Genomic DNA, 26296 nt, shown 5'->3' with positions numbered 1-26296 from the left:
CATGGGGAAGCACACCAAGCCCGCCGGGCCCGCACCGACCACCGCTCCGGGGACCCGGGCGCGCGTGCGCCCGCTGCCCCTCAAGAGCACCGTGCGGCTGCGCCGGCCCGTCGACATCTGGCACAAGCCGGCGCTCAGCGCGGTGGTGGCGCTGGCGATTCCCGACCTCGCGCTGCTCGCCGCGGACCGGCTGGATCTGATCCTCTACACCTCGGCCGGCGCGATGTGCGCCCTGTACGCACACGGCCTGCCCTACGCCGCCCGCGCCCGCACGCTGACCTGGGTGGTGCTCGGCATGGTCGCGAGCCTCGGCGTCGCCCTGACCGCCGCCTCGTTGACCGCCTCCACCGCGCTGCTCGTCGTCCTCGCGTCGCTGACCGCCGCGGTCCACAAGGTCGTGTGCGAGGCGACGCGGGTCGGACCGCCGGGCAATCTCATCCTGACCTTCATCGCCGCGTCGGCCTTCTTCGTCCCGCAGCGGGCCGGGCAGGTCCCGGGCCACCTGGCCCTGGCGCTCGCCGCCGGTGTCCTGGCCTGGCTGGTGTGCATGGCGCCGGGGCTCGTCCGGCCGCGCGGTCCGGAGCGGATCGCCACCGCCCGCGCGCTGGAGGCCGCCGCCGGTCTGCTGCGTACGGATCACGGGGGCGGCGCCGCGCCGGCCGGGGTGGCGCACGCCCGGCACACGGCCGCGGCCGCCGTGAACGCGGCCTGGCACACCCTCTTCCTGGTCCCGGTCCGCACTCCGGCGAAGGCGGCGGCCCGCGCCGGACTGGAACGGCTGCTCGTACGGGCCGAGGCGTCGTTGGGCGCGTCCGGTGGGGAGGCGGAGGCCGAGCGGCTCGCCGGCTGGGCGCGGGAGCTGCGCCGCGGCCGCCCGCTTCCCGAGGTTCCGCTCTCCGCCGCCCGGGCCGAGCAACGGGCCGGGTTCATCGCGGAGTCCGCGGCGGGGACAGCGGCACAAGCGGCGGCGTCCGGCCGCCCGCGCGGGCTGAAGGGGACCCGCACCGTCCTGGCCCGGCTCGCGCCGGGATCCCCGCTGCTGCCCATCGGTGCCCGCGTCGCCGTCGGCTGCGTGCTCGCGGGCTGGGCGTCGATGGCCGTCGGCGTCGGGCACCCGTACTGGGCGGTGGTCACGGCGGCCTCGATCTACCAGGCCAACACCACGCTGTCCTGGCAGCGCGCCGTGCAGCGCACCCTGGGCAATCTGCTCGGGCTCGTGCTGTTCACCGCGATGCTGCCGCTGATCCGCACCGGGCCGCTCGCCATGATCCTGCTGGCGCTGGCCTGCCAACTGGGCGCCGAGGCATGCATCACCCGCAACTACTGGCTCGGGTCGGTGTGCGTCACCCCCATGGCGCTGCTGCTGACCGGATTCGGCGGTCACCTGCCCGCCACGACGCTGATCGCCGACCGCTGGACCGACACGGTGGTGGGCGCGGTGGTGGGCCTGGCCTGCTGTGTGCTGATCACCAATCGGCGGGCCGCCGACCGTATCGACGCCGCGCTGGAGCGGGTGGCGGACGCCGAGGCCGCGGCGCGCCTGCTCCTGGCCGCCGCTCCGGTGCCGGGACGGGACGACGCAGGGGCGACCGCGCGGGCCCGCGACCGGCTCGCAGGCTGCCTGATCGAGCTGCGGGAGGCGGCCGAGGTCGCGGCCGGCGAGTGGTGGCAGCGGGCGCTGCCGCAGGAGCGGATCGCTCTCGCCGAGCGGCGGGGGCACCGCACGCTGGCGGGGCTGGTGCGCCGGCTGACCCAGCCCGCCCTCGCCGCGTGACCTGACACCCGCACCGGCTCGCGGCAGGCACAATGATCAGACGGCAGGAGGCCGGGAGGAGAGTGCGGGTGACCGAGGACATCGTCGCGGGGGTGCTGCGCCAGTGGCAGCAGGTGCACCCCGGGCTGGACACCGGCCCGATGGCGGTGATCGGGCGGCTCAACCGCTGCTCGGCGCTGCTGCAACAGGCGGCCGACGCGCCGCTGCGGCGCGCCGGGCTCACCCGTCCGGAGTTCGACATCCTCGGCACGCTGCGCCGGATGGACCGCGAACTGACCCCCGGACGAGTGGCCCGCGAGACGTTCGCGTCGGGGGCCGCGGTGACCAAGCGGGTGCGGCAGTTGGAGGTGCGCGGGCTGATCGCCCGGCGGCCCGACGACCGGGACCGCCGCGTCGCGCACCTCTCGCTCACCGACGAGGGCCGCGACATCATCGACCGGCTGCTGCCCGAACAGTTGCGGTACGAGGCGGCGCTGCTGGCCGGGATCGGCGACGAGCGGCAGGCCGAACTCTCCAGCGCGCTGGGCGAGTTGCTGGTGGTGCTGGAAGGGCGTCTGGGAAGCCTGATGGACTGAGGGGCCTCGCCGCCCCGCTCCTTCGGCCCTTCCGGCCGTCCGCCCCGTCAGCTCCTCGGGAACGGCTCGTCGCTCCAGCGGAACCACGCGCTGTCGTCGTCGAGGTGCAGCAGGAATTCCGCCACCGGTCCGGCCGGAGCCACCAGGCGTACGCCGCCGAAGGCCCGGGCGTAGGCGTCCTCCCACGCCGCCGGGTCGTCGTCGATCGTGTCGGTCAGCTCCAGTTCCCGTGCGCAGTGCGGCCGCAGTTCCGCGAAGGCCGGGCCGGGCGCGAACCGCCCGTTGAGCCAGGGGAATTCCGCGTCCGTGATCGTGATCTCGCCGATCACGTCCGCGCCCCGCTCCACCCGCCAGATCTCGCCGATGAACGGCATGCTGCCGCCTCCCCTATGTCGTGCGGTGACACGCACGACCGGCCCTCGCAGCGGCACGGGGGACACTCATCGCACGTGACGGTCGGACGACAGGATCGCAGACGGCCGCCGGGCCGCGCGGCGCTTCCGGCCGCCCGTCCACAGAGCGAGACGGGCGGTCCGGGGAACGGGCCTGCGTGGGAGCGGCGTGGGGCGGGAGAGGCCCTACGGCTCCAGGCGGGCGATGCGTCCCTGTTCGCCGGCGGCCCAGCAGCCCAGGTCCGGTGCGCAGTCGACGGTGTCGTAGGAGCCCGTGTCGAAGGCGTGCCAGGTGCGGCCGCCGTCGACGGTCAGATCGCTCCCGGTGGGGCCGACCGCGAGGGCGAGGCGCCGCGTGTGCGGCAGCCAGGTCACCCCGGAGCGGTACGCCCGCGGGGGTGCGGCGGCTCCGCTCCAGCTCGCGCCGCCGTCACCGGTGACCGCGGCGGCCGACGGGGAGGGCTGCCCGGTGCGGTAGTCACCGCCGACCGCCAGGCCGTGGGTGCGGTCGCGGAAGGCGAGGGCGAAGACGCCGCGGGCCGGATCACCCGCCGGGACGGGGGTGTCGGTCACCGACCAGGTGCGGCCGCGGTCGGAGCTGTGCAGGACACGGGCGGTGGCCGCGCCGCCGGTCGCGATCCAGGCGTCGTGGCCGCCCGAGGAGACCAGGCACTGCCCGCTCGCGGCGAAGGCCGCCTCGCCGCCGAGCGCCCGGGGCATACCCGCCGACGGCAGCACCCGCCAACTGCGGCCGCCGTCACCGGTGGACAGGATGCGGTACCTGCCGTCGACGGGGTCGCTGAGCGCGATGCCGTGCCGCCGGTCGAAGAAGGTCAGGCAGTCGTAGAAGGCCCGGGGGTCGGTGTTGCGGAAGCTCTCGGTCCAGGTGGCCCCGCCGTCGTCGGTGCGGAAGACGCGCGAGGACTCCCCCTCCCCGATCGCGAGGGCCACGGCGCGGCGCGCGTCGAACGCCTCGATGTCGCGGAACTCCAACTCGCCGGCGCCCGGCGGGGAGACGTCGCTCCAGTGCGCGCCGCCGTCCCGGGTGCGCAGCACGGTGCCCTTGGTGCCGGCGACCCAGGCGGTCGTGCGGCCGACGGCGGCCAGACCGCGGAAACGGGCGCTGCTGCCGCTGTCCTTGAGGTGCCAGCCGGCGGTGAAGGCGCCGGAAGCCGTCGGGGCGGTGTGCGCCGCGGTGGGAGGCTTCGCCGAGGTGAGCGGCTGCGCGGTGGCGGACGGTCCGGCGGTCAGCGCGGCGAGCACCGCCGCGCAGGCCGCGACCGCCGCGCGGCCCCGGCGGGTGCTCGGTCCCGGGCCGCCCGGCCCGCGCCCGCTCGGGCCGCCCCTCGTCCTGTCCTTCCCCCGAAGTCCCTCGCCCCGCACGCCCGCCGTATGCCTCAGCCGCCCCATCGCGCCCCACCCCGCGTCACGTTCCCCATGGGCCTCAGGTCTCTCCGGCCCCTCATTGCGCTGGAAGCTAGCCCAGCGCACCGGCCCCGTCCAGGCCGCCTCGCGACCGGCGGGGCATGTCCTGATCAGCCGTCAGCTCGCGTCGGAGTCCCCGAACAGCCGCGCCAGGTGCAGATCCAGCAGTCGCAACGCCTGCTCCGGCGGGTGGACGTCCAGCAGGACGTACGTGGAGAGCCCGTCGGCCAGGCTGATGAGCGTCATGGCCTCGTCCTCGGTGGCCCGGGCCGGGGCCAGTTCGCCCCGCTGCGCCGCGCGGCGCAGTTGGTCGGCGAGGAAGGCGCGGAGGGCGGGGATGCCGTCCCTGGCCTCGGCGCGCAGGGTCTCGTCGTGCACGGCGCGGGCGAAGTACGCGGCGCCGACGAGCGTGCCGATGCGGCTCTGTTCGTCCAGCGGCAGCATGCCCGACAGGCAGGCGCGCAGCACCGCGCGGGGTGACGGCTCCTCGGTCAGCGTCCGGATGCGTTCGCGGATCCGCCGGTCGGCCAGGCGGTTGATGTGCTGGAGGGCGAAGGCGAGCATCTCGTCCTTGGTGCGGAAGTAGTGCTGCAACCGGCCGAGCGAGATACCGGCCTCGGCGGCGACATCCCGCAGGCTCGCGCCGTCCAGCCCCCGGGTGCTCGCGATCCGCCAGAGCGCCTCGGAGATCTCCTGGCGCCTGGCCTCGTGGTCCACCTTCTTGGGCACCGGCGGTCTCCCTTCCTTCGGTGCGGCCCGCCGGCCGCCAGGTTCTCACCCTCGATTTTTACAAGTCGCTTGTACCGTTATAACGTACCGGCATTCAATACGTTTGACTTGGAAACCGGTGACCCGCATGCCCCAGCACGCCGCCCCCCTCCTGCGACCGCCCCGCCACCGCGTCGATCCACGCGCCCGCCGCTGGTGGACGATCCAGGCGCTGCTGACCCTCAGCGGTCCGACGCTGCTCACCGCGCTGGTCATGGCGGCGCTCTCCGCGCTGTTCTTCCCCGGCGCGCTGCCGTGGCTGGGCCCGTCGCTGCTGGTCACGCTCGTCCTGCCGGCCCTGATCTACCTCGTGGTGATGCCGCGCCGGCGGTATGCGGTACACGCCTGGGAACTCGGCGACCGCGCGGTGTACGCGGCGAGCGGCTGGTTCTGGCAGCGGCGGCGGATCGCCCCGCTGTCCCGGGTGCAGACGGTGGACACCCTGCGCGGCCCCCTTCAGCGGCGCTACGGGCTGGCCACGGTGACCGTCACCACCGCCTCCACCGCCGGCGACATCAAGATCGCCGGACTGTCCGACGCCGACGCCGAGGAGCTGTCCCGGCGGATCGGCGACATCGCGCAGGACGTTCCGGGTGACGCCGCATGAGCGCCCCGGAGTACACCCCCGCGCCCACCGGCCCCGCGCCGTGGCGCCGGCTCGATCCCCGCACGCTCCTGGTGCACTGCGGCTGGATGGCCGCCCCCCTCGGCTCGCTGGCGCTCACCGCGCTGGCGACCGGCGGCCGGATCACCGTCGGAGCCTGGATCACCCTCGCCGCGATCGCCGCCTCCTTCGCCGTGATCACCGCGATCGGCTTCGTCCGCTGGGCCCGTACGGACTTCCGCGTCACCCTCCGCCCGGGCCATGACGGCACGGCAGGCGCCCCCCTGGCCCTGGAGGTGCGCACCGGGCTGCTGACCCGGCGGCTGCGCAGCGTGCCGCTGCACCGCATCCGTACCGTCGACCTGACGGCGTCACCCCTGCACCGGCTGCTCGGCGTGACGGTGGTGCGGGCCGGCACGGCGGGTTCCGCCGACGGCGGTGGCGAGCTGTCGCTGGAGGCCCTGCCGGTCGCCGAAGCCGACCGGCTGCGCACGGAGTTGCTGGCGTACGCCGGCGGCGGGGCGGCGCAGGACCCGGTGCTGGCGCGCGTCAACTGGCGCTGGCTGCGGTACGCGCCGCTGACGTTCTGGGGCATCGGCGGAGTGTTCGTCGCGGCCGGTTCCGTCTACCGGGCGCTGGACGCCATGGGCATCGAGCCGTGGAAACTCGGCTTCGTCCAGCGGGCGTTCGCCGAATTCGGCGCCGGCATGCTGTGGCTGACGCTCCCCGCGGCGCTGCTCACCGTCCTCGCCCTCGGCTCGGCCGGCGCGGTCGCCCTGTACGTCGAGAACTGGTGGAACCACCGCCTGGAGTGGAGCGACGCCCGCACCCTGCGCGTGCGCCGCGGGCTGTTCACCACCCGCTCGGTCACCATCGAACGGTCCCGGCTGCGCGGCGTGTCGCTGCGCGAACCCCTGCTGCTGCGGGCCGGTGGCGGGGCGACGGTCCGCGCGGTGGCCGGCGGTCTCGGCAACCGGGAGCAGAACCGCAGCCGCAGCGTGCTGCTGCCGCCCGCCCCGCGCCGCGAGGCCCTGCGGGTGGCGGGCGGCGCCCTCCCGGTGCCGGACGCCGCGTTGACGGCGGACCCCGGCGCCGCCCTGACCCCGCACCCGCCGGCCGCTCTCCGCCGGCGGCGGACGCGCGGCCTGCTGTGGGCGGTGCTGCCCGGCACGGTCGTGCTCGGCGGCCTGGGCGCGGCATTCACCCCCGTCCTGGTGCACTGCGCCTGGATCTACGCGCTGCTCACCACGCCCGTCGTCCTGTGGCTGGCCAAGGACGCGTACCGCAGCCTGGGCCACGACATACGGGGCCGCTATCTGGTCACCCGCTCCGGCACCTTCAGCCGGGACACCCTCGCCCTCCAGCGCGAGGCGATAGCGGCCTGGACGTTCTCCACCTCGCCCTTCACCCGCCGGGCCGGACTGGTCACGCTCACCGCCGCCGTCGCGGCCGGCGAGGACGGCTACCGCCTCCCGGACCTCGACGCCCGCCGGGCCCCGGCCTTCGCGGCGGCCGCGGCGCCGGGCATCTTGGAGGAGTTCCTGGTGGCAGGACCCCAACCCGCCTAGGAAAACTCCGGGCGAGCACATGCGCGGGTCGTCTCGGCGCGTCAGCAGGGGACCGGCCACCGCCGAAATCACTCGAACGGGTGAGTGGCGGCGATACCGGTCATAGGGGCTGCCCGGTCGGGCACGCGGCCACACAAGAAGCCTGGCCTCACGGTCGGGCGACCACTCCGAGGGAAATCCGATGGAAAGGAGCCATCATGCACACGAAGCAGCGCCGCGTTCGGCCCAGCAGGAGGATACGCGCGAGCGGTGTGGTGCTCGCCGCCTTAGCCCTCCAGGCCCCGCTGTTGGTTACGCCGGCCGTCGCCGAGAGCCATGTCGGCCGGGCGGCCCAGGCAGGGGGCACGCCACAGTCGGGCGAGTACTGCGGTCCGTGGGAGAAGTTGTACGGCGAGGGGCGGTGGACTTACACCGAAGCCCAGGCGTGCCTGCGTCCAGGCCACGTTTTCGGCACGACCTGGGTGAAGGTCAACACGCGAGAGACCCAGTATTACTGGGGCCGCTCTTGGTACTACATCCGGCCGAGCGGCGCCGGGCAATACGGCCGCCGTGGTGCCAAGTGGGCGGCGTCGGGGAAGGTCTCGAAGGATGGCAGGCAACTGCTTGCCTACAACTTGGGACACAACCAGACCATCACTCCGGACAAGAAGTGGCACAACACGGGACAAGTCCTGAAGGAATGCGGCGATCTCGACTTCACCTTCGACTTCGACCAGGTCGGTCCATGGTGGAGCGACGTAGCGATCCACAGTGAGCGTCACTACACGCTCGACGTTCCCTGCGCGTAGTCAGCGGGGTTCCGGGGCCGGCCGTGAGGTCTCGACTCCTGGCGCCATGTCCTGGCGGACAGCGCCGGCTACCAGCCGCACCGACCCGAAGGGGTCGCCGAAACCCTGATCAGTCAGGTGCGGGGTCGACAGCGCGCGGCCGGTCCTCGTGCGGGTGACGTACGACGCCGCGAAGGGCCCCTGAGCAGGCGGGCCGCAGTCACTACCCCCGATCGGCCCGGGGATGCGTGACATGACAAAGGTCACACCCCTGTCGCATGCACGGCGAGAGCGGGCACACCGTCCTACTGGACGAGCCCGCCCATGATCCGACAGCCGTGAGGGAGCAGCCCGCGATGCCCAGTGTCATCGACCAAGCCGTCCAGGTCCGACTCATCGCGACCACGCCCGGTCCGCGCACGGTGCCCGCGGTGCTGCACTACCAGCCGGCCGATCCGCTCGCGGTGCGGATGTCCTTCCCGCCGGAGATCTCCCTGGACGGCGCGGCGGTGGACTGGGCGTTCGCCCGCGAGCTGCTCGACGAGGGGCTGCGGACGCCGGCGGGCCGGGGCGACGTGCGGGTGCGGCCGTCCGGCCCGCACCGGACGGTGATGGAGTTCCACGCGGAAGAGGGCATCGCCATGGTCCAGTTGAAGACGGCGGACGTCCGCGACTTCCTGGCCCGCTCCTACGAGGCCGTGCCCGCCGGAGCGGAACTGTCGCAACTCGACGTCGAGCGCGGCCTCGCGGAGCTGTTCGGCACGGCCTGAGCCGCGGGCCGCTCAGCGCTGCGGGAAGCCGAAGCCGTAACCCTGCTGCCGCATCCACGGCAGCAGCCGGTCCAGCGACTCGACGGTCCTGGCCCGGTTCCCGCCCCCGTCGTGGAAGAGGACCGTCGGACCGTTGGGCAGCTCGCCGCGCACGATCGCCTCTATCGTCTCCACGCTGCCGCCCTCGAAGTCCTTGCTGTCGACGTTCCAGCCCAGCGGCCGCATGCCGTGCTCGGCGGCGACCTTTCGGCTGTAGGGCGTGAAGGCGCCGCCAGGGGCGCGGTAGTACTCCACCTTCGCGCCTCCTGCCGCCTCCTCGATCATCTTCTGGGCGCCGAGGATCTGCTGCGACTGGTAGCTCTCCGGCCGATGGTCCATGCCCGTGTCGTGGTCGAGGGTGTGGTCGCACAGCTTGTGCCCGGCGGCCACCACCCGCTTGACGAGGCCCGGGTGGGCCTTGGCCTGCGGGCCGATCATGCAGAACGTCGCCTTGACGTTGTGCTTCTTGAGGACTTCGAGCACCTTGGGCGTCCAGACCGGGTCCGGGCCGTCGTCGATGGTGATGTTCAGGCTCCGGCCGGGGCGGTCGGAGGCGTGCGCGATGGACGGGTCGACCGGCGCGGCGGCGGGCGGCCGGCCGGCGGAGTCGACGGTGTCGGCGTGCGCCTGGGAGCTGCCCCCGGGTTCGGCGAAGGCGAGCGCCCCCACGACCGCCAGCGACGCGACCGCCGCCGCGGCCAACGCCATGATGCCGCCCTCGATTCCGAAGCGCCGTGCCATGTCCATCCCGTCCTTCGTGCGTGCTGTGCCGTGCTGCGTTGTTCGACCGGACGGCGGTGCCTGGGCACGCTCGCCGTCTCGCACCACGACAGATGCGCGCGGCGGCGGGCGGGATGCTCCTGTTACGGATCCATCATGAAACTTATTGATACTGGTCCCATGCCACGTGTACTTCTGATCGAGGACGACGCCGCCGTACGGGACGGGGTGTCTCTCGCACTCCGGCGGCGCGGCCACGAAGTGGCGGCCGCGGCGAGCGGCGAGGAGGGCCTCGCGACCCTGCCGGCCTTCCGGCCCGACATCGTCCTGCTGGATCTGATGCTGCCGGGCAAGGACGGGTTCGAGGTCTGCCGGCTGATCCGCGCCGAGCGGCAGTTGCCGATCATCATGCTCACCGCCCGTGGCGACGACCTCGATGTGGTGCTCGGCCTGGAGGCCGGCGCGGACGACTACATCGTCAAGCCCGCCCGCGGCGAGGTCCTCGAAGCGCGGATCCGGGCCGTGCTGCGCCGCACGGCGCTGCCCGCCGACGGCACGCCCGCCGCCGAGCCGGGGCCCGCCCCCGTCGAGACGTACGGCGAACTGGCCATCGACCGGGCGGGACTGGTCGTCGCCAAGGGCGGCCAGGACCTGGCGCTGGCTCCGTCGGAGATGAAACTGCTGCTGTTCCTGTCCGCCACCCCGGGTCAGGTCTTCAGCCGCCAGCAGCTACTCGAACACGTCTGGGAGCACAGCTACCACGGCGACGCGCGGCTGGTCGACGCGTGTGTCATGCGGCTGCGCACGAAGATAGAGGACACCCCGCGCACGCCCCGCTACGTCCAGACCGTCCGCGGATTCGGTTACCGCTTCGGACCCCTGTGAGGCGTCCCGGCCGCCTGACGGCCGCCCTCCCCCGCCTCCGCCGCGGGCGCCCCCAGTTGCTGCGCGGTCTGCGGGCCCGGCTCGTGGTGGCGTTCTTGCTGGTGGCCGCGGTGAGCGCGCTGACCACCGCGGGGCTGACCTACCGCGAGGCCCGCAACGCCATCCTCCAGCGCTCCCAGGACATAGCGGTCAACGACCTGCGCGCCCAGATCAATTCGCTGGCCCCGGAACTGGCCGTGCCGCCGTCCCGGGCGGACCTGGACTCCTTCCGTATCCAGCTCGAACGCTCGGGCAAGTCGCGGGACTGGGACATCACCGTCCACTACAGCGGCGTCCGGGAGAGCGGCGAGGGCGGGCTGCCGCGCGGCGTGGGGGTGCCGGCCGATCTGAAGGAGTCCGTCGAGAAGCGTCATGTGCCGGCCTTCCAGCGGGTGGACCGGGGCGGCGCTCCGTGGCTGCTGATCGGAATGCCGGTCCGGCAGTCCGACGGCCGGGCCTCCGCGCTGTCGGTCTACGCCCAGTTGCCGTTGAGCGCCGAGGAGGCCAACGTCGAGGCGCTGGTGAGCGCCGCCCAGCGGGGCGCGCTGCCGGTGCTCGCGCTGTCCGTGATCCCCGCGCTGTTCGCCGCGCGCGGGGTGCTGCGTCCCGTACGAGGGCTGCGGCTGGCCGCCGGGCGGATCGCCGAGGGCAAGCTGGACACCCGGCTGGAGGTCAAGGGCGCCGACGAACTCGCCGACCTTTCCATGACGTTCAACGACACGGCCGCGAAGCTGGAGGAGAGCGTGGCGGAGCTGCGCCGGCTGGAGTCCAACTCGCGGCGGTTCGCCGCCGATGTCTCGCACGAGCTGCGCACGCCGCTGGCGGCGATGACGGCGGTCACCGACGTGCTCGACGAGGACGCCGACTCCCTCGACCCCGACACCGCCTCCGCGGTCCGGCTGATCAGTCAGGAGACCGGCAAGCTGGCGCGGATGGTGGAGGACCTGATGGAGGTTTCCCGCTTCGACGCGGGGGCGGCGGCGCTGCACCTGGACGAGGTGGACGTCGCCGAGACGATCCGCAAGACGCTGCAGGCCCGGGCCTGGCAGCAGCGGGTCGCGGCCGAGCTGCCCGCGGGCGTGCGGGCCCGGCTCGATCCGCGGCGGCTGGACGTGGTCGTCGCCAACCTGGTGGGCAACGCCCTGCACCACGGCGGTGAGCCGGTCCGGGTGGTGCTGCACGCGCCGGAGCCGGGCGCCGGCCGGCTGCTGATCGAGATCTCCGACCGGGGGCCCGGCATCGACCCGCAGGTCCTGCCGCATGTCTTCGACCGCTTCTACAAGGCGGACTCGGCCCGCGCCCGCTCGGAGGGCAGCGGCCTGGGCCTGGCCATCGCGCTGGAGAACGTCCGCCTCCACGGCGGCTCGGTGCGCGCCGCCAACTCGCCCGACGGCGGCGCCGTGTTCACCGTGGACCTGCCGCTGCACCACGGCGAGGAATCCGACGAGACGCCCGGGGATCCGGAGGAGGGCCCGGACGGTGACGCCGCGGCGACGCCGGACGGTGACGCGACGGCCGACGGTCCCGGACGGGACGGCGCGGAGAGCTCCGGTCCGGACGCGGCCGACGACTCCCGACGGGACGCGGCCGACGGCTCCGGGCTGCCCGCGAGCGGGAAGGGGAACGACCGGTGAACGCCCTGACGCACCGCACACCCCGGCCGGCCGTACGGGCCGCCCTGCTGGCGGGCGCGCTCTGCGCGACGCTGGCCGGCTGCGGCATCGCCCCCACCGATGTCATCGACGCCGGGTCGCCCGCGGCCGGGGTCAAGGCCCCCGGCCAGCCCGAGGCCGATGTGCAGCTCTTCTTCTACGGGCAGGCGGGGCTGCGGTCCGCGACCCGGCCGGCGAAGGCCCCGGCCGATCCGCAGGAAGCCATCGCGCTGCTGCTGGAGGGCCCCAACCACGCCGAGCGGCAGCGCGGGCTCTCCAGCGTGCTGCCGAAGTTCCCCGGCCCGCTGACCGCCGGCACCCGCGAGGGCACGGTCGAGATCACGCTGCCGATGAACGCGAAACTGCTGGACTCCGCCTCGCTGAACCAGCTCGTGTGCACCGCTGCCAACGCGCGGGTCCCCGGCAACAAGCCGCCGGGCGAGGTCATGGTGACGCTGGTGGGCGCCGGTGTCCGCGTCGGTCCGCTGGTCTGCGGCGGAAACAACGCCTTCCCGGTGGTCGAGCCGTCACCGAGCGGGCCGCGGTCGGAAGCGCCGGAGACCGGCGTGCCGGAGCCGGGCTCGCCGGAGACGGACGTGCCGAGCGAGGACTGAGCGAGGGCTGAGCGGTACGGCTCAGCGGTACGGTGGCAGGAGGCACCCGCGTGCGTGCCTGGAGGACCGGTCGGCCACTGAACCTCGGGAGATCACGCGATGACCGAGCGCAAACCACCCGGTGTCAGCTTCGAGACCTGGGTCGACAAGCAGATCCGCGAGGCGACGGAGCGCGGCGACTTCGCCCGTCTCCCCGGCGCCGGCAAGCCCCTCCCCCAGCTCGACCAGCCGTATGACGAGATGTGGTGGGTCAAGGACAAGATGCGCCGGGAGAACCTCTCGTATCTGCCGCCGACGCTCGTCCTGCGCAAGGAGGCCGAGGACGCGCTGGAGGCCGCGTCCCGGGCACCCACCGAGGCCGCGCTGCGTCGCGTCCTGACGGCCGTCAACGACAAGATCCGTGCGGCGCTGGTCACTCCGCTCGAAGGGCCGCCGCTCAACCTCCGGCCGTTCGACATCGAGGAGATCGCCCGCGAATGGCGGGAGCGGCACGCGGGCTGAGGGCGCGCGGCTCACGGCCCGGCGGCGCCCAGCCGCACCCGCAGGAACCGCGGCCGGTAGAGGGCCGCGTTGCCGTTGACCTTGGGGTCGGCCGGGACGCCGGGCGGGCCGAGCCAGTTGACGTCATAGCTGAGCAGGAGCCGGCCGTCGGCGGTGAACTCCGGGTGGACCTGGGGGTTGTAGACGGCGATGTGGCGGGCGTCGGGGTCGGGCGGGCGGGGCGGGGTGAGCCGGCCGTGGGGACCGTGCCAGGGGCCCCGCGGTGAGCAGGACCAGTAGCCGGTCAGCGTGGTGAGTCCGGCGGCGCCCTGGCCGCCGGTGTCCATGGTGAACAGCACCCAGGTCGCGCCGTCCCGGGCGACGGTGTAGGAGCTGCCGACGCCGCGCCGTCCGCCGGCGCGCAGCACCGGGGCGGCGCGCTCGGCCCGCCGCTGCCAGTGGGCGCCGTCCCAGAACCGCCATCGGCCGCGCTCGGCGAGCCGGCCGACCGGGACCCGGGCGAGGTAGGCGTTCGAGGCGGGTGCGGCCGGGTCGTCGTCCGCGCCGAAGACGTAGGTCCAGCCGCCGTCGCGGACGGCCGCCGCGCCGTAGAGGACGCGCCGGCCCGGCTCGGCGACGGAACTCTGGTCGACGGCTTCGGTGATGCCCTCCAGGTGGAGACCGGGGAGCGAGAGGGTGGCGACCTCGGTGCCGCGCGGCACACCGAAGACCCAGGGGCCGGTGCCCGGGGCGCGGTTCCACAGCAGGACGCGCACGACCTTCTCCCGCGCGCCGGGGAAGCGGGGTTCGACGCGCGCGCGGACCGGCCAGCGCCAGCCGCCGGGCGGGTCGGGGAAGAAGGGCCCCGGGGCGGCGGCGGAGGCGCCGGTCAGGGTGCGCTCCAGGCGGCCGGAACGGGACATCACGACGACGGAGTTGTGCCGCAACAGGGGTGTGGTGCCCTGGTCCGTGGTGCGCCAACTGTAAGGCTGCCCTTGGGGGTTGGGCGGTGGCTGGATCCGGTCGAGGAAGGTGTCGGAGAAGAGCCAGAGCGTGCGGCCGTCGGGCAGGCGCGTGGAGTGGGTGCCGTCGCCGCCGGTCCAGTCGTCGGTCCTGGTGTTGTCCTCGCCGTAGCGGGCGAACTCCGCGGTGTGCGGCGCGTCCGGCGTCCAGGCGGCGATCCGGCGCCCCGCGCAGGCGGGCGCGGGCGTGGTGTCGGGGCGGGGGCCGGGCAGCGCCCACAGGAGGGCGGCGGTCAGGAGCAGGCTCAAAAGCGCGGCGGCGGTCCTCGCGCGGGTGGGCTGCGGCCTGGCCATTCCGCTCCTCGGTCGGGTGCCGTGCCCCACCGTACAGAACCGGGGGCGGCCGGCCGCCGGACGACATCGCGGCGCCCGCGCGCGCCGACCACCCCTCCACCGCCACGGGCGATACGAGGCTTTTGCGGCTTTCTCCGGTCCTGTCGGCGCGCCGAACGCCGGGCCGGGACAGGCGAGTGACGCGCCCCACCTCGGCCCCCTCCGCGCCGCCCGCCCCGTCCCGCATGTCCCCCCGAATACGGACAAGCGCGAGGTCAACGCGAGGTCAAAGAGTGCAAGGTCACAGCCGGAGCCTCTGCTCCGGCTAACGGTCGTTCGCCTAGCCTGCTGCCATGACCGCCGAGTCCCCCGAACTCCCCCTGGCCGCCGCATTCCCGGACGCCGACCGAGCGCAGTGGCAGCGCCTCGTGGAAGGCGTGCTGCGCAAATCGGGCGTAGCGGCTGCGGGTGCCGCCGCCGAGGACGCCCTCGCCACCGACCTTCAGGACGGCATCCGCGTCCGTCCGCTGTACACCGCCGAAACCGATCCGAGCCCCGCCGTGGGCCGTCCCGGCTTCCCGCCGTTCCTCCGGGCCGGCCGTCCCGAGGGCACCGCCGTCGCCGGCTGGGACGTACGCCAGCGCCATGTGCACACCGACGCGGCGCGCGCCAACGAATCCGTGCTCGCCGACCTGGAGAACGGCGTCACCTCCCTGTGGCTGACCGTCGGGCACCACGGCGTGCCGGTGGCGGAGCTGCCCCGGGCGCTGGAGGGCGTCTACCTGGACCTGGCCGCCGTCGCGCTGGACGCCGGCGCCGATTTCGCCGCGGCCGCGGAGGAGTTGCTGCGGCTCTACCCCGCGTCCGGCGTGCCGGTCGCCGAGGCCACCGGCAACCTGGGCGCCGACCCGCTCGGGCTGCTGGCCCGTACGGGCGACGACGACGCGCTCGGCACCCACCTGGAGAGGGCCGCCGAGCTGGCCGCGCGCTGCGCCGCCGACGCGCCCGGCCTGCGGGCGCTGGCGGTGGACGCGCTGCCGTACCACGAGGCGGGTGGCTCGACCGCCGAGGAGCTGGGCGCCTCGCTGGCCACCGGCGTCGCCTATCTGCGGGCGCTGACCGCGGGCGGGCTGAGCGTCGACCAGGCGTGCCGGCAGGTGGAGTTCCGCTACGCCGCGACCGCCGACCAGTTCCTGACCATCGCCAAGCTGCGCGCCGCCCGCCGCCTGTGGGCGCGGGTCGCCCAGGTCTGCGGCGCCTCGCCCGCCGCGTCCGCGCAACGCCAGCACGCGGTGACCTCCACGGTGATGATGACCCGTCGGGACCCGTGGGTGAACATGCTGCGCACCACGGTCGCCGGGCTGTCCGCCGGCGTGGGCGGCGCGGACGCGGTGACGGTGCTGCCGTTCGACTCCGCGCTGGGCCTGAGCGACGCGTTCGCCCGCCGGATCGCCCGCAACACCCAGTCCGTGCTGCTGGAGGAGTCGCACCTGTCGAAGGTCATCGACCCGGCGGGCGGTTCCTGGTACGTCGAGAGCCTCACCGACCAACTGGCCGGCGCGGCCTGGGCGTTCTTCCAGGAGATCGAGGGCGCGGGCGGCCAGGCGGCCGCGCTGCGCTCGGGCATGCTCGGCGAGCGGCTGGCGCGGACCTGGCAGCGGCGGTCGGAGGAGCTGGCCCGGCGCCGCGAACCGATCACCGGTGTCAGCGAGTTCCCGCATCTGGCGGAGCCGCCCGTACACCGCGAGCCGGCCCCCGCCCCGCCGGGCGGCGGACTGCCGCGGGTGCGCCGGGACGACGCCTACGAGACGCTGCGCTCCCGTTCGGACGCGCATCTGGCCGCGACCGGGGAGCGCCCGAAGGTGTTCCTCGCGGCGCTGGGTCCGGCCGCGGTGCACACCGGGCGGGTCTCGTTCGCCGCCAATCTCTTCCAGGCCGGCGGCATCGAGACGGTGCAGGAGCCGGCGCCGGTGGACGCGGAGTCGGTCGCCGAGGCGTTCGCGCGCAGCGGGGCGCGGATCGCCTGCCTGTGTTCGAGTGACGCGCTGTACGGCGAGCAGGCCGCGGCCGTGGCGGGCGCGCTGAAGGCGGCGGGTGCGGTGCGGGTGCACCTGGCGGGCAAACCGGGCGAGCGCCAGCAGGCATACGAACGAGCCGGCGTGGACTCGTTCGTCTTTGCCGACTGCGATGCTGTCGGGGTGCTCACCTCGGCCCTAGATGTCATGGAGGTGGCGTGGTGACTCCGCTCCCCCATCTGAAAGAGGGGGGCTTCCAACCCGAGGGGTGCGGTCCAGCCCGAACCGATCCCTTGCGGGACGGACAAAAGGTACCACGAGCCAGCGAAGCGATTCCCTCACCGGCCGAAACCGGTGGCCCACTCGCCAGGAGTCTTAATGGGTGACACAACACAACACGCGGGCGCCATCCCGGACTTCAGCACCGTCGAGCTGGGCGACTCTGGCGCGCCAGACGGCTCGGGCGACGCCGCCCAGTGGGCCGATGCGGTGGCGGAGGCCACCGGCAAGAGCGTCGAGGACCTGACGTGGGAGACCCCGGAAGGCATCGACGTCAAGCCGCTCTACACGGAGGCGGACCTCGACGGTCTGGACTTCCTGGGCACCTACCCGGGGATCACGCCGTATCTGCGCGGCCCGTACCCGACGATGTACGTCAACCAGCCCTGGACGATCCGGCAGTACGCCGGGTTCTCCACCGCCGAGGAGTCCAACGCCTTCTACCGGCGCAATCTGGCCGCCGGCCAGAAGGGCCTGTCGGTCGCCTTCGACCTGCCCACCCACCGCGGCTACGACAGCGATCACCCCCGGGTGACCGGTGACGTCGGCATGGCGGGCGTGGCCATCGACTCGATCTACGACATGCGGCAGCTCTTCGAGGGCATCCCGCTCGACAAGATGACCGTGTCGATGACGATGAACGGCGCGGTGCTGCCCGTTCTCGCCCTCTACATCGTGGCGGCGGAGGAGCAGGGCGTACCGCCCGAGAAGCTGGCCGGGACCATTCAGAACGACATCCTCAAGGAGTTCATGGTCCGCAACACCTACATCTACCCGCCGCAGCCCTCGATGCGGATCATCTCCGACATCTTCGCGTACACCTCGCAGAAGATGCCGCGCTACAACTCCATCTCGATCTCCGGCTACCACATCCAGGAGGCGGGGGCCACCGCCGACCTGGAGCTGGCGTACACCCTCGCCGACGGGGTCGAGTATCTGCGCGCGGGCATGGCGGCGGGCATGGACGTGGACTCCTTCGCGCCGCGGCTGTCGTTCTTCTGGGCGATCGGCATGAACTTCTTCATGGAGATCGCCAAGCTGCGGGCGGCCCGGCTGCTGTGGGCGCGTCTGGTGCAGCGCTTCGATCCGAAGAACCCCAAGTCCCTTTCGCTGCGCACCCATTCGCAGACCTCGGGCTGGTCGCTCACCGCGCAGGACGTGTTCAACAACGTCACGCGTACGTGCGTGGAGGCGATGGCCGCCACCCAGGGCCACACCCAGTCGCTGCACACCAACGCGCTGGACGAGGCGCTGGCGCTGCCCACCGACTTCTCCGCCCGCATCGCCCGCAACACCCAGCTCTTCCTCCAGCAGGAGTCGGGCACCTGCCGGGTCATCGACCCGTGGGGCGGCAGCGCGTACGTCGAGAAGCTCACCCACGATCTGGCGCGGCGGGCCTGGCAGCACATCGAGGAGGTCGAGGCGGCCGGCGGCATGGCCAAGGCCATCGACGCGGGCATCCCGAAGCTGCGGGTGGAGGAGGCCGCGGCCCGCACCCAGGCCCGGATCGACTCCGGTCGGCAGGCGCTGATCGGCGTCAACAAGTACCGGGTGGAGACCGATGAGGAGATCGATGTCCTCAAGGTCGACAACTCCTCGGTGCGCGCCCAGCAGATCGAGAAGCTCAAGCGGCTGCGGGCCGAGCGCGACGAGAGCGCCTGCCAGGACGCGCTGCGGGCGCTGACCGAGGCGGCGAAGTCCGGCCCCGGCGCGGGACTTGAGGGCAATCTGCTGGCGCTGGCGGTGAACGCGGCGCGCGCGATGGCGACGGTCGGTGAGATCTCGGACGCCCTGGAGACGGTGTACGGGCGGCACTCGGGCCAGATCCGTACGATTTCCGGTGTGTACCGAGACGAGGCGGGCCCCTCCTCGGGTGTGGAGCGCACCCGGGCGCTGGTGGCCGAGTTCGAGAGCGCCGAGGGGCGCCGGCCGCGCATCCTGGTGGCCAAGATGGGCCAGGACGGCCATGACCGCGGCCAGAAGGTGATCGCCACGGCCTTCGCCGACCTGGGTTTCGACGTGGATGTCGGCCCGCTGTTCCAGACGCCGGCCGAGGTGGCCCGGCAGGCGGTGGAGGCCGACGTGCACATCGTCGGGGTGTCCTCGCTGGCGGCCGGCCATCTGACGCTGGTGCCCGCGCTGCGGGAGGCGCTGGCCGCGGAGGACCGGGAGGACATCACGATCGTGGTGGGCGGGGTGATCCCGCCGCAGGACGTACAGCCGCTGCGCGACATGGGCGCGGCCGCGGTCTTCCTGCCCGGCACGGTCATCCCCGATGCCGCCCACGACCTGGTGCGGGACCTGGCGTCGGTCCTCGGCCACGAGCTGTGAGCCGGTGCCGTTGATGCCACCGAGGTTCGATGTCGAACGGTACGCCGAGGGCGTCCGGGCGGGCTCCCGGGCGTGGATCGCGCGTGCCGTGACGCTGGTGGAGTCCACCCGCGCCGACCACCGGGCGGCGGCCCAGCGGCTGCTGATCGAGCTGCTGCCGCATTCCGGTGCGGCGCGGCGGGTGGGCATCAGCGGTGTGCCGGGCGTGGGCAAGTCGACGTTCATCGACGCGCTCGGTTCGCTGCTGACCGGTCTGGGGCACCGGGTGGCCGTGCTGGCCGTCGACCCGTCCTCCAGCCGGACCGGTGGCTCCATCCTGGGCGACAAGACCCGGATGGAGCGGCTGGCGACCGATCCGGCGGCGTTCGTCCGCCCCTCCCCCACGTCCGGGACGCTGGGCGGCGTGGCGCGGGCCACCCGCGAGTCGATGGTGGTGATGGAGGCCGCCGGCTACGACGTCGTGCTGGTGGAGACGGTCGGTGTCGGCCAGTCCGAGACGACCGTGGCGAACATGGTCGACACCTTCCTGCTGCTGACCCTGGCCCGCACCGGCGACCAGCTCCAGGGCATCAAGAAGGGCGTCCTGGAGCTCGCGGACCTGGTGTCGGTCAACAAGGCGGACGGGCCGCACGAGCGGGACGCCCGTTCCGCGGCCCGCGAACTGTCCGGCGCGCTCCGACTGTTGCAGCCCCCGGACGCCGCGTGGACACCGCCCGTCCTGACCTGCAGCGCCCGTGAGGGAACGGGTCTGGAAACGGTGTGGGAGCGGATCGAGCAGCACCGCACGCTGCTGGAGTCCACCGGGGCGCTGGCCGAGCGGCGCCGCGCCCAGCAGGTCGACTGGACCTGGGCGATGGTTCGCGAACGCCTGATGGACCGCCTCAAGGAGCACCCCGACGTGCGCCGCCTGGGCCCCGAGGTCGAGCGGGAGGTGCGCGAGGGCCGGCTCACCGCGACCCTGGCCGCCGAGCGGCTGCTGACGGCCTTCGGACTGCCGGACGCCAACGGCACTGGCACCTCCGGTTCCTGACGCAGCGTCGGCTCGGGTGCGGGCTACTCAGCGGCCCATCTGAGTAGCCGCACTCATGACGCCTCGCGGCGCGGCGCGGAGGATTCGGGGTGACCACACCACCTCGTTCTTGGGGGCCGTCATCGATCCGCAGGACGTCGCTCGCGGGCTGTACGACGACAATCCGCTCGCGGAGCTGATCGAGGGATTCTGCCTGGCGGTCGACACGGGCGGCGATCTGGAAGCGCCGCCGGTCGTCCATGTGCAGCTACGGCGCGGGGCGGCCCCGTCGCCCGCCGAGGCGGACCGGCTGGCGAAGGCGTGCCAGCACGGCGTTCTGCGTCAACTGGCCGCCTGCGGCGGTGAGTCGGCACGGGCGCTGGAGGACGATCCGTCGGCGCGGGAGATCGCGCTCGTGGTGCATCCTTTCGGCGGCGGCCCGTTCGCGGCGTGCGCGGCGAAGGATGACCGCTACCTGTTCCCGGAAGACCGCTGACGCGCCTCCCCTGGGGCCGCGGCCTCCCGTCGGGCGTCAGCCCCGCGTCGAGACCGTGGCCCAGACCGTCTTGCCGGAGCCGTCCGGCGGTGTCCAGCCCCAGGCGTCACTGAGCCGGTCGACGATGTGCAGTCCGCGGCCGGACTCGGCGAGATAGTCGGGGGTTTTGACGACCGGTGTGCCGGTGCCGGCGTCCGAGACCGCGCAGAGCACGCCGGCGTCCTGCCGGGTCAGCGCGAGCCAGGCGGGACCCAGGGCGTCGGGCCGGTCGTCTCCGAGGGCGCCGGGGTCCTCCCGGATGCCGTACCGCAGGGCGTTGCTGACGAGTTCGGAGACCACCAGCGCGGCGTCCTCGGCGACGCCGGCGCACATCTTCCAGCCGCCGAGCGTGACGCGGGTGAAGTTCCGGGCCTCCGCCACCGTGCGCGCGGAGCCGCTGAGGGCGCAGGCGGCGAAGCCGTCCGGGGCGGGCATCCACCAGGTGTCCTCACACGGTTCCTCCCGAAGGGCGTCGTGCACGGTCTCTGCCGGATGTGTGGTCATCACGATCTCCGCGAAGCGAATTCGGGGCTGGGCGGGAATGCCCGGGAGGGCTAATATCCTCGGCAGCCGACCCCCGCTGCAAGTGCATCTGCACTTACATCGGTAAGGACGGTGACTCAGGGGCCTGTTCACGCCAACGTGATCGCGGCCCGGAACCGGTCGGAGGCCCAACCTCCAGCAAGGGAGCAGCGGTTATGGAGTCGGTGACGAACGGCATGCGGGCGACCAGCATCGAAGGTGCCGTGTGGCGCAAGAGCCGTCGCAGCAATCCCAGCGGCAACTGCGTTGAGCTGGCCGTTCTTTCGGACGGCGGGGTGGCGGTACGCAACTCGCGCCACGCCTCGGGCCCGGCGCTGATCTACACGCGGGACGAGATGGTGGCCTTCGTCCAGGGCGCCAAGGACGGAGACTTCGACGATCTGCTGCCGCGCGACTGACGGGCATATGTCGTCCGGATAGTCGCCGCGACTGTACGTTCGCTTCGGGCAATGGGACACTGAGCGTTCGCCCGACCACTCAGGGGAGTCAGCATGATCGCCGCGCAGCCGAGCAGCGACCCGTCCCTGCGCCGCCACCTTGAGCACCCGCGCGGCGGCCCGACCGTCCTGCGCATCGTGCTGGGCACGCAGCTTCGGCGGCTGCGTGAGGGCGCGGGCATCACCCGCGAGGCCGCCGGGGACGCCATCCGCGGTTCGCACGCGAAGATCAGCCGCCTCGAACTCGGCCGGGTCGGCTGCAAGGAGCGGGACGTCGCGGATCTGCTGACGCTCTACGGCGTCACGGACGAGTCCGAGCGCGCCGGCTTCCTGGCCCTGGCCCGCCGGACCAGCACTCCGGGCTGGTGGCACCAGTACGGCGATGTGCTGCCCAGTTGGTTCGAGACGCACATCGGTCTGGAAGAGGCCGCGTCCGTCATCCGCACCTACGAAGTCCAGTTCGTACCGGGCCTGTTGCAGACGCCGGAATACGCGCACGCGGTGACGCAGCTCGGTCATCCGCGGGCCGACGCGGAGGAGATCGAGCGCCGGGTCGCACTGCGCGTACAGCGGCAGAAGCTACTGACCGTCCCGGAGGCGCCCCGGGTGTGGGCGGTGATCGACGAGGCGTCGCTGCGCCGACCGCTGGGCGGACCCGGAGTGATGGAGGGTCAGCTACGTCATCTGCTGTCGGTGGCGCAACTGCCGAACGTCACGTTGCAGGTCGCGCCGTTCAGTCTCGGCGGGCTCGCGGCGGCCGGTGGCCCGATCACGATCCTGCGGTTCCTGGAGCCGGACCTGCCGGACATCGTCTATCTGGAGCAGTTGACCAGCGCGCTCTATCTGGACAAGCGCGACGACGTCGATCACTACCTCGCCGTGATGGACCGGCTCAGCGCTCAGGCCGCATCGCCGCGCGAGTCCTTGGCGCTGCTGGAGCGTCTGCTCAAGCAGGAGGGCTGAGCCCGAGCAGGAGAGCTGACGGGAGGGAGTCGCGGGGCCCCGGTTTCAACGGGCCCCGCCGCTCCCTCTCTACGCGCCGTCGCCGCTACGGCTTGCGGGCGACGCCGCCGAACTCGATCCACTCCATGGTGAGTTGCTTGGGACCGAGATCCCCGTCGGGCAGCCAGGTGGAGACCTCCACCAGCCCCGGCTCCATGATCTCCAGACCCTCCAGGAACCCCGCCAGCTCATGCTCCCGCCGCACCCGGCCCCACTGGCCGTGCGTGCTGACGCGCATGAACTCGGTCACGAAGTCGCGGGTCGCCGCGTCCTCGCTGACGAGCTGGCAGACCACCAGGAAGCTGCCGGGAGCGAGCCGGTCGGCGACCCGCTTGATCAGACCGGCCGGGTCGTCGGAGTCCGGGATGCAGTGCAGTACGGAGACGAACAGCGCGGCGACGGGCTGCTCGAAGTCGATCAGCCGCTCCACCTCGGGGCTGCTGAAGATCCCCTCGGTGTCGCGCATGTCGGCCTGGATGACGGCCGTGTTGGCGTTCTCCTCCAGCAGCGCGCGGCCGTGCGCCAGCACGATGGGGTCGTTGTCGACGTAGACGACGCGGGAGCTGGGATCGACGGCTTGCGCGACCTGGTGGACGTTGTCCTGGGTCGGCAGACCTGAGCCGTGGTCGATGAACTGCCGGATGCCGTGGTCGCGGGCCAGCCGGCGCACCGCCCGCTGGAGGAAGCGCCGGTTGTTGATCGCCAGCACCTGCGTGCTGGGCACCACCTTGCTCAGCTCGTCACACGCCTCGCGGTCCACGGCGTAGTTGTCCTTGCCGCCGAGGTAGTAGTCGTACATCCGCGCCACGCTCGGGACACTGACGTCGACGGTGCCGGCCTGCGGTCGCGATTCCTGGCTCATTCCACACTTTTCCCGTCGCTCGACATCCACCGTCATGGGGCAGCGGGCGGCCACGCCACGACGGACGTCCGCTCTTCCGGTGCGGTTTCCAACATACCCACCGACCGGCGGTCGTCGCAGGCGAGCGGCACAGTCGGTAGCCGGGAGTGGGGAGTTGGGTCACCGCCGGTCCGTGGCGAACCGAACTTCCGTACGGCTAAAGGGGGTTCGCCGCTCGTCCTGCGGGCCGGGGGTGACCCGACCGGCGGCCCTCATGGCCGGAATCGAGGGGGTACGGGCCGCCACCACGCCACTCAGGGGCGACGGCCCGTACCGGGTCCCCGGCGACACCCGGCGCCGGGACGCACCGCGGCGGGGTCCGGCCCGCAGTCAGGGAACAGGCCCGGCCCCACACCGTTCCCCGCACGGCAGGCACCCGAGCAACTGCCGTCGCGGAGCGGAGCGTTGTGTCAGATCGCCTACCACGCGCCGCCCGCTTTACACCTGCCCCGTAGGCCACCGCTCCCCCGGCGCGGCCCGCCGTGACCGCTCCCGCTCACCTGCCTCCCGCTACGACCGGGGCTCCGCGAGCGTGACGTACCGCGTCCACCCGACCACGGACGGCAATCGACCGCGCGCGGGTCGCCTGCCCAGACCCGCCCAGGCCCGCCTGTCGTCGGCGCCGCGAGTGGAGGCGCCGCACCGAGAGAGGCACCATGGAAGAGGTACATGGGGCATATCCGCCTGCCGGGCCGAGGAGTGAGTTCGATGGCGAAGTTCATGGACGTCCATCACGGCATGAAGAACCTCACGGCTGACCAGTTCAAGGAGGCCCACGCCGCCGACGTGGCCATTCAGGACCAGGAGAACGTCCGCTTCGAGCACGCCTGGGCGGACCCCGCGTCCGGTGACGTGTTCTGCCTGTCCGAGGCGCCCTCCGCGGATGCCGTCCAGCGCATCCACGAGCGGGCCGGCCACCCGGCGGACGAGATCCACCCGGTACCGCTGACGGTCTGACCCGCCGCCGACGGTCTGACCGGCCACCCGGCCGTTCGTCGCGTTCGGGCTGCGCCGCGGGCCCGGACGCAGCAGGCTGGGTGCATGCACGGGCAAGCCCCGATCGTGGTGCACCGCCCCTCGCCGACCGGCGGGCGGCGGGTCACCGTGCGCGACCAGATCCTGGGGCTGGCGCACGACGACCGGGACATGATCGAGTTCCTGCGCCGGGCCGGCGTGGCCGAACCCGCGGCCATCCTCGACGATCCGCTGTGGGTGGAATGGCGGGACGGCCCGGCCCATGAGTACGGCCTGCCGGACGACGACAGCGCGTGAAGCCGCCCCGGCGGGTACAAGCACGGCATGACCACAGAGAAGAGCGAGCCGGCGGCGGGGCCACCCCGCTCGGCCCCCGCCGCCCCTGCGGCCTCCCCGGCCCCGCCTGCCACCGCCGCTTCCACCGCTACCACCGCGAACCCCCTCCCCACCACCGACGAGATGCTCCGCGCCAACCAGGCGAACTGGGACGCCCGCACCCCCGTCCACGTGGCCAGTGACTTCTACGGCCTGGACGGCTCCCGCATACCCGAGGACTGGTTCGCCCCCTTCGAATGGGCGGATCTCGGCGACCTGACCGGCCGGGACGTCCTCCACCTCCAGTGCCATCTCGGCACGGAGACCGCCGCGTTCGCGGACCGGGGCGCGGCCTGCACCGTGGGGCTGGACTTCTCGGCCGCCGCGGTCGCCGAGGCCCGGCGGCTCGCCCGTGCGGCCGGGCGGGACATGGAGTTCGTCCGGTCCGACGTCCACCGGGCCCCCGCCGCGCTCGGCGACCGCCGGTTCGACGTGGTCTACACCGGAAAGGGAGCGCTCTGCTACCTCCCGGACCTGACCCGGTGGGCCGGCGTCGTCAGCGCGCTGCTGCGGCCGGGCGGGACGTTCTACCTCGTCGAGTTCCATCCCCTGCTCAACGCCCTCGGCCCGGTGCCCGCCCCGGACGGCCCGCAACTCCTGCTGCGCCACGACTACTTGGCCGGTCGCGGGCCCCTGAGGAGCGATACGCCGCACACGTACACCGACGGCCCACCGGTGGAGGGCGCGACGACGAGTTACGAGTGGCGGCACGGCATCGGCGAGGTCGTCTCCGCCGTCGTCGGCGCCGGCCTGACCGTCCAACTCGTCCGTGAGACGGAACTCCTACCGTGGAAGCGGTTCGACTCCATGGTCCCGGCCGGCCGCGGATGGTGGCGGCTGCCGCCGTCGGAGCCGGTCATCCCCCTGCTCTACGCCCTTCGGGCGGTGAAGCCCTGATGTTCCCCGGGCCCCTCACCCGTCCGCGCGCGGCGGTAGACCGACCGCAGCAACTGGTCCTTCGCCGGCCCGCCGACCCGCCACTGGAGGTGCCACAGCGCCGGGGAGACGACGGTGAACGTGCCCGCGTACCGGTCCGCGGCGCAGGGGTGGACGGTGGTCCACCGGCCGGTGCGCAGGTCCAGGGCGTGGAAGGGGCGGCCGTCGGCGAAGGCGACCTCGGCGGTGCCGTCGGGCAGCGGGCGCAGCCGCAGGGTACGGCTCGCCGGGTGGGCCACGCCGTCCCAGGTCAAGGTGCCCTCTTCGGTGTGGAGCAGCGCCCGGGCGGCGGCCGGCGCGTCGTCGGCCGGGTCGGGCCGGAAGACGGCCGTGCCGCGGAAGGCTCCCTCGGCGCCGGTCCGCAGGTCGTACACGGCGCGTTCGACGCTCCAGCGGCCGGCCAGATACGCCGCGGCGTCGGGGACGGGCAGCACGGTGGTCGCCGCTCCGGGCGCCAGGGGCGAGGTCATGGCCCCATTGTCCCCGCATCGGTGAGCGGTCGGCCGGCCGTGTCTCCGGGGCCGTACGGGCGAGCGGCCGGCCCCCGCGTGGCCGGGTCCTTCCGGGTGAGCGGCCCGCCGCACCGTCACC

27 protein-coding genes are annotated in these 26296 nt (G+C 73.4%); 19 read left to right on the top strand and 8 right to left on the bottom strand.

Going from position 1 to position 26296, the window contains the following annotated elements:
• Position 1: 1 nt before the first annotated feature.
• Together ACZ45Z_RS01150 and ACZ45Z_RS01145 are read left to right on the top strand one after the other, a co-directional pair.
• Complete coding sequence (locus ACZ45Z_RS01150; protein ID WP_468354166.1) at positions 2-1774, top strand: FUSC family protein; 1773 nt, start codon at positions 2-4, stop codon at positions 1772-1774.
• A 68-nt stretch (positions 1775-1842) separates the two neighbouring features.
• Entirely contained in the window at positions 1843-2349 is a 507-nt protein-coding gene (locus tag ACZ45Z_RS01145) for a MarR family winged helix-turn-helix transcriptional regulator (RefSeq protein WP_468354164.1), read from the top strand.
• Between the two features lie 47 nt (positions 2350-2396).
• Here the strand turns inward: ACZ45Z_RS01145 and ACZ45Z_RS01140 are convergent, their stop codons facing one another.
• The 3 genes from ACZ45Z_RS01140 to ACZ45Z_RS01130 form a co-directional block, all read right to left on the bottom strand.
• Entirely contained in the window at positions 2397-2723 is a 327-nt protein-coding gene (locus ACZ45Z_RS01140; protein WP_468354162.1) for a hypothetical protein, read from the bottom strand.
• Between the two features lie 204 nt (positions 2724-2927).
• The gene (locus ACZ45Z_RS01135) at positions 2928-4151 is read right to left on the bottom strand and encodes a WD40/YVTN/BNR-like repeat-containing protein (protein WP_468354160.1); all 1224 of its coding nucleotides are present in this window, start codon (positions 4149-4151) and stop codon (positions 2928-2930) included.
• 132 nt (positions 4152-4283) lie between these two features.
• The gene (locus ACZ45Z_RS01130; RefSeq protein WP_468354158.1) at positions 4284-4895 is read right to left on the bottom strand and encodes a TetR/AcrR family transcriptional regulator; all 612 of its coding nucleotides are present in this window, start codon (positions 4893-4895) and stop codon (positions 4284-4286) included.
• Between the two features lie 127 nt (positions 4896-5022).
• On the opposite strand from ACZ45Z_RS01130, the gene ACZ45Z_RS01125 reads away from it, so the two are divergent.
• From ACZ45Z_RS01125 to ssgD, 4 genes are all read left to right on the top strand, one after another.
• The gene (locus ACZ45Z_RS01125; RefSeq protein WP_468354156.1) at positions 5023-5541 is read left to right on the top strand and encodes a PH domain-containing protein; all 519 of its coding nucleotides are present in this window, start codon (positions 5023-5025) and stop codon (positions 5539-5541) included.
• Positions 5538-7106, top strand: a complete 1569-nt coding sequence (locus ACZ45Z_RS01120) for a PH domain-containing protein (RefSeq protein ID WP_468354154.1) — start codon at positions 5538-5540, stop codon at positions 7104-7106. The genes ACZ45Z_RS01125 and ACZ45Z_RS01120 overlap by 4 nt, the downstream gene beginning before the upstream one ends.
• A 197-nt stretch (positions 7107-7303) precedes the next feature.
• The gene (locus tag ACZ45Z_RS01115) at positions 7304-7894 is read left to right on the top strand and encodes a hypothetical protein (RefSeq protein WP_468354152.1); all 591 of its coding nucleotides are present in this window, start codon (positions 7304-7306) and stop codon (positions 7892-7894) included.
• Between the two features lie 335 nt (positions 7895-8229).
• On the top strand, positions 8230-8643 hold the full coding sequence (gene ssgD, locus ACZ45Z_RS01110) for a spore wall synthesis regulator SsgD (RefSeq protein ID WP_468354150.1): 414 nt from the start codon (positions 8230-8232) through the stop codon (positions 8641-8643).
• Positions 8644-8655: 12 nt separating this feature from the next.
• Here ssgD and ACZ45Z_RS01105 read toward each other — a convergent pair whose 3' ends face one another.
• A complete protein-coding gene (locus tag ACZ45Z_RS01105; protein ID WP_468354148.1) occupies positions 8656-9423 on the bottom strand; it encodes a polysaccharide deacetylase family protein in 768 nt (255 codons plus the stop codon).
• A gap of 159 nt (positions 9424-9582) precedes the next feature.
• Between ACZ45Z_RS01105 and ACZ45Z_RS01100 the strand changes: the two genes are divergently transcribed.
• The 4 genes from ACZ45Z_RS01100 (at position 9583) to ACZ45Z_RS01085 (ending at position 13093) form a co-directional block, all read left to right on the top strand.
• A complete protein-coding gene (locus tag ACZ45Z_RS01100; RefSeq protein WP_468354146.1) occupies positions 9583-10287 on the top strand; it encodes a response regulator in 705 nt (234 codons plus the stop codon).
• Positions 10284-11960 (top strand): ATP-binding protein, encoded by a 1677-nt coding sequence (locus tag ACZ45Z_RS01095; RefSeq protein WP_468354144.1) that lies wholly within the window; start codon positions 10284-10286, stop codon positions 11958-11960. Before ACZ45Z_RS01100 ends, ACZ45Z_RS01095 begins: the two co-directional genes overlap by 4 nt.
• Positions 11957-12592 carry a hypothetical protein gene (locus tag ACZ45Z_RS01090; protein ID WP_468354142.1) on the top strand — a complete coding sequence of 212 codons (636 nt, stop codon included), beginning with the start codon at positions 11957-11959 and terminating at the stop codon, positions 12590-12592. The genes ACZ45Z_RS01095 and ACZ45Z_RS01090 overlap by 4 nt, the downstream gene beginning before the upstream one ends.
• Before the next feature lie 99 nt (positions 12593-12691).
• On the top strand, positions 12692-13093 hold the full coding sequence (locus ACZ45Z_RS01085) for a DnaJ family domain-containing protein (protein ID WP_468354140.1): 402 nt from the start codon (positions 12692-12694) through the stop codon (positions 13091-13093).
• An 11-nt stretch (positions 13094-13104) separates the two neighbouring features.
• Here the strand turns inward: ACZ45Z_RS01085 and ACZ45Z_RS01080 are convergent, their stop codons facing one another.
• Positions 13105-14388 (bottom strand): DUF4185 domain-containing protein, encoded by a 1284-nt coding sequence (locus ACZ45Z_RS01080; RefSeq protein ID WP_468354138.1) that lies wholly within the window; start codon positions 14386-14388, stop codon positions 13105-13107.
• A gap of 332 nt (positions 14389-14720) precedes the next feature.
• On the opposite strand from ACZ45Z_RS01080, the gene ACZ45Z_RS01075 reads away from it, so the two are divergent.
• From ACZ45Z_RS01075 to ACZ45Z_RS01060, 4 genes are all read left to right on the top strand, one after another.
• Positions 14721-16607 carry a methylmalonyl-CoA mutase family protein gene (locus ACZ45Z_RS01075; protein ID WP_468354136.1) on the top strand — a complete coding sequence of 629 codons (1887 nt, stop codon included), beginning with the start codon at positions 14721-14723 and terminating at the stop codon, positions 16605-16607.
• Positions 16608-16760: 153 nt separating this feature from the next.
• Complete coding sequence (gene scpA / locus ACZ45Z_RS01070) at positions 16761-18992, top strand: methylmalonyl-CoA mutase (protein WP_468354134.1); 2232 nt, start codon at positions 16761-16763, stop codon at positions 18990-18992.
• A gap of 13 nt (positions 18993-19005) precedes the next feature.
• Complete coding sequence (gene meaB / locus ACZ45Z_RS01065) at positions 19006-20022, top strand: methylmalonyl Co-A mutase-associated GTPase MeaB (RefSeq protein WP_468354132.1); 1017 nt, start codon at positions 19006-19008, stop codon at positions 20020-20022.
• A 55-nt stretch (positions 20023-20077) separates the two neighbouring features.
• Positions 20078-20497, top strand: coding sequence for a coenzyme f390 synthetase (locus ACZ45Z_RS01060; protein ID WP_468354130.1), 420 nt, complete (start codon positions 20078-20080; stop codon positions 20495-20497).
• Between the two features lie 36 nt (positions 20498-20533).
• On the opposite strand, the gene ACZ45Z_RS01055 is transcribed toward ACZ45Z_RS01060, so the two are convergent.
• Entirely contained in the window at positions 20534-21040 is a 507-nt protein-coding gene (locus tag ACZ45Z_RS01055; protein ID WP_468354128.1) for an ATP-binding protein, read from the bottom strand.
• Between the two features lie 194 nt (positions 21041-21234).
• Between ACZ45Z_RS01055 and ACZ45Z_RS01050 the strand changes: the two genes are divergently transcribed.
• Together ACZ45Z_RS01050 and ACZ45Z_RS01045 are read left to right on the top strand one after the other, a co-directional pair.
• Positions 21235-21477: a DUF397 domain-containing protein gene (locus ACZ45Z_RS01050; RefSeq protein WP_468354126.1), complete on the top strand. Its 243-nt coding sequence runs from the start codon at positions 21235-21237 to the stop codon at positions 21475-21477.
• A gap of 93 nt (positions 21478-21570) precedes the next feature.
• Positions 21571-22479, top strand: coding sequence for a helix-turn-helix domain-containing protein (locus ACZ45Z_RS01045; protein WP_468354124.1), 909 nt, complete (start codon positions 21571-21573; stop codon positions 22477-22479).
• Between the two features lie 85 nt (positions 22480-22564).
• On the opposite strand, the gene ACZ45Z_RS01040 is transcribed toward ACZ45Z_RS01045, so the two are convergent.
• Positions 22565-23380, bottom strand: a complete 816-nt coding sequence (locus tag ACZ45Z_RS01040; protein WP_468354122.1) for an SAM-dependent methyltransferase — start codon at positions 23378-23380, stop codon at positions 22565-22567.
• A gap of 747 nt (positions 23381-24127) precedes the next feature.
• Here ACZ45Z_RS01040 and ACZ45Z_RS01035 point away from each other — a divergent pair.
• The 3 genes from ACZ45Z_RS01035 to ACZ45Z_RS01025 all read left to right on the top strand — a co-directional run bounded on the left by ACZ45Z_RS01035 (position 24128) and on the right by ACZ45Z_RS01025 (position 25666).
• Positions 24128-24376 (top strand): SCO4226 family nickel-binding protein, encoded by a 249-nt coding sequence (locus ACZ45Z_RS01035; RefSeq protein ID WP_468354120.1) that lies wholly within the window; start codon positions 24128-24130, stop codon positions 24374-24376.
• Between the two features lie 84 nt (positions 24377-24460).
• Positions 24461-24691 (top strand): hypothetical protein, encoded by a 231-nt coding sequence (locus tag ACZ45Z_RS01030; protein WP_468354118.1) that lies wholly within the window; start codon positions 24461-24463, stop codon positions 24689-24691.
• Between the two features lie 162 nt (positions 24692-24853).
• A complete protein-coding gene (locus ACZ45Z_RS01025) occupies positions 24854-25666 on the top strand; it encodes a class I SAM-dependent methyltransferase (protein ID WP_468355500.1) in 813 nt (270 codons plus the stop codon).
• On the opposite strand, the gene ACZ45Z_RS01020 is transcribed toward ACZ45Z_RS01025, so the two are convergent.
• Positions 25639-26175, bottom strand: a complete 537-nt coding sequence (locus ACZ45Z_RS01020; protein ID WP_468354116.1) for a DUF6314 family protein — start codon at positions 26173-26175, stop codon at positions 25639-25641. The genes ACZ45Z_RS01025 and ACZ45Z_RS01020 overlap by 28 nt on opposite strands.
• Between the last annotated feature and the right edge of the window lie 121 nt (positions 26176-26296).

It is taken from the genome of Streptomyces sp. NPDC031210, assembly GCF_055570395.1.
The sequence above is the reverse complement of the archived record's forward strand: the minus strand, read 5'-3'. Positions and strand labels throughout refer to the sequence as shown.